General features: G+C 68.3%; 1 protein-coding gene. It reads left to right on the top strand.

Features of this window, described 5'->3' with window-relative positions:
- The first annotated feature begins 125 nt into the window (after positions 1–125).
- Positions 126–1205: an IS110 family RNA-guided transposase gene (locus tag JJ683_RS18670; protein WP_200176318.1), complete on the top strand. Its 1080-nt coding sequence runs from the start codon at positions 126–128 to the stop codon at positions 1203–1205.
- Positions 1206–1512 lie beyond the last annotated feature (307 nt).

Raw genomic sequence — 1512 nt, 5'->3', positions numbered from 1 at the left:
TCAGACGGTATGAGGTGGCCGCTCGCGTGAGCGGTTGCGGGCCGGGGCCAGCCTGACGAATCCTCGTGGGTTACCAGGCAGGAGCCGCCTGCCCGGCCTATCCACAGTCGTAGGAGGCCCCGGCGATGTACGAGCGTACGAGCGTCGGACTGGACGTGCACGCACGATCCGTATCCGCGACCGCGTTGAACTCCGAAACCGGCGCGATCACCGAAACCACACTCACCCCCGACCACGACGAAATCTCCGCCTGGATCCGCACCTTGCCCGGCCAGATCCAGGTCGTCTACGAAGCCGGGCCCACCGGCTTCGGCCTGCACCGGGCACTGACTGCCGCCGGCATCGACTGTGTCGTCGCGGCACCCTCGAAACTGCACCGGCCCCCCGGCAACCGAGTCAAGACCGACAAGAACGACGCCAGACTGCTCGCGCAACTGCTGCTACTCGGACAGATCACACCAGTACGCGTGCCCACGGTGACCGAGGAATCCGCACGCGATCTGGTGCGCGGGCGCGAAGACGTGCGCACCGACCTGATGCGCGCCCGCCACCGCGTCTCGAAACTGCTCCTACGCCACGGCCACGTCTACTACGGCGGCCGCGCATGGACCGGCGCCCACCACCAGTGGCTGCACCGGATCCGGTTCGACCAGCCCGGCACCGCGGCCGCTTACGATGCCGAACTCGAAGCCGTCGATTTCGCCCTCGCCCGCCGCGACCGACTCGACGCCGCCATCGCCGAGATGGCCGCAGCCAGCGAATTCACTCCCATCGTGCGCAACCTGTGCTGCCTGCGCGGAGTGTCGACCCTGACCGGATTCGGCCTGGCCGTCGAGATCGGCGACTGGTCCCGCTTCACCGGGGCGAGTATCGGCGCCTACCTCGGCCTGGTACCCACCGAACACTCCAGCGGCGGATCACGACGCCAAGGAGGCATCACCAAGGCCGGCAACACCCACGCCCGGCGGCTACTCGTCGAGGCGGCCTGGCACCACAAGGCCCGCTACACCGTCGGCGCCGTACTACGGGCACGCTGGGAACAGGCCCCTGAAGCGGCGCGGGCACGCGGCCACGCCGGCAATCAGCGGCTGCACCACCGGTGGGAGACGTTCGGGCATCGGCACAAAAAGCACACGATTGCTACTACCGCGATCGCCCGCGAACTCGCCGGCTGGTGCTGGTCGCTGGCGACGCTGCCGGACTGACCTGCCACCACAATCATCCGGACGCGCCGCGCCTGCGCCGCCGAGGGCCACGTGAGGGGCACCATCCGCGTTTCGACTGTGAGCAACGGCCACGGCCGTCACGCTCGACCTCAGATCGCAGCGGGACGCCCCCACCGGATTGCCGTCATGCGGTAACCAACCCGCGCATATCAGTCTCGACCACGTGCGTCGCAAGACACGCTCAAAGCGCCACGCAGGCAGGCCGCCCGGAAACGGAAGCGCCGCCACGGCAACCAGCCATGGCGGCGCTTCCTCCTGCGCTGTTGACAAAACCAACTACATATCA

The sequence above is a fragment of the Tomitella cavernea genome, from assembly GCF_016599145.1.
GTDB classification, from domain to species: Bacteria; Actinomycetota; Actinomycetes; order Mycobacteriales; family Mycobacteriaceae; genus Tomitella; species Tomitella cavernae.
Note: the sequence above shows the minus strand (reverse complement) of the source record. Positions and strands in the feature narration are given on the sequence as shown.

Excerpts from the sequence above, each read along its gene's own strand:
- JJ683_RS18670 (WP_200176318.1), top strand. The coding sequence starts at position 126 with ATGTACGAGCGTACGAGCGTCGGACTGGACGTGCACGCACGATCCGTA.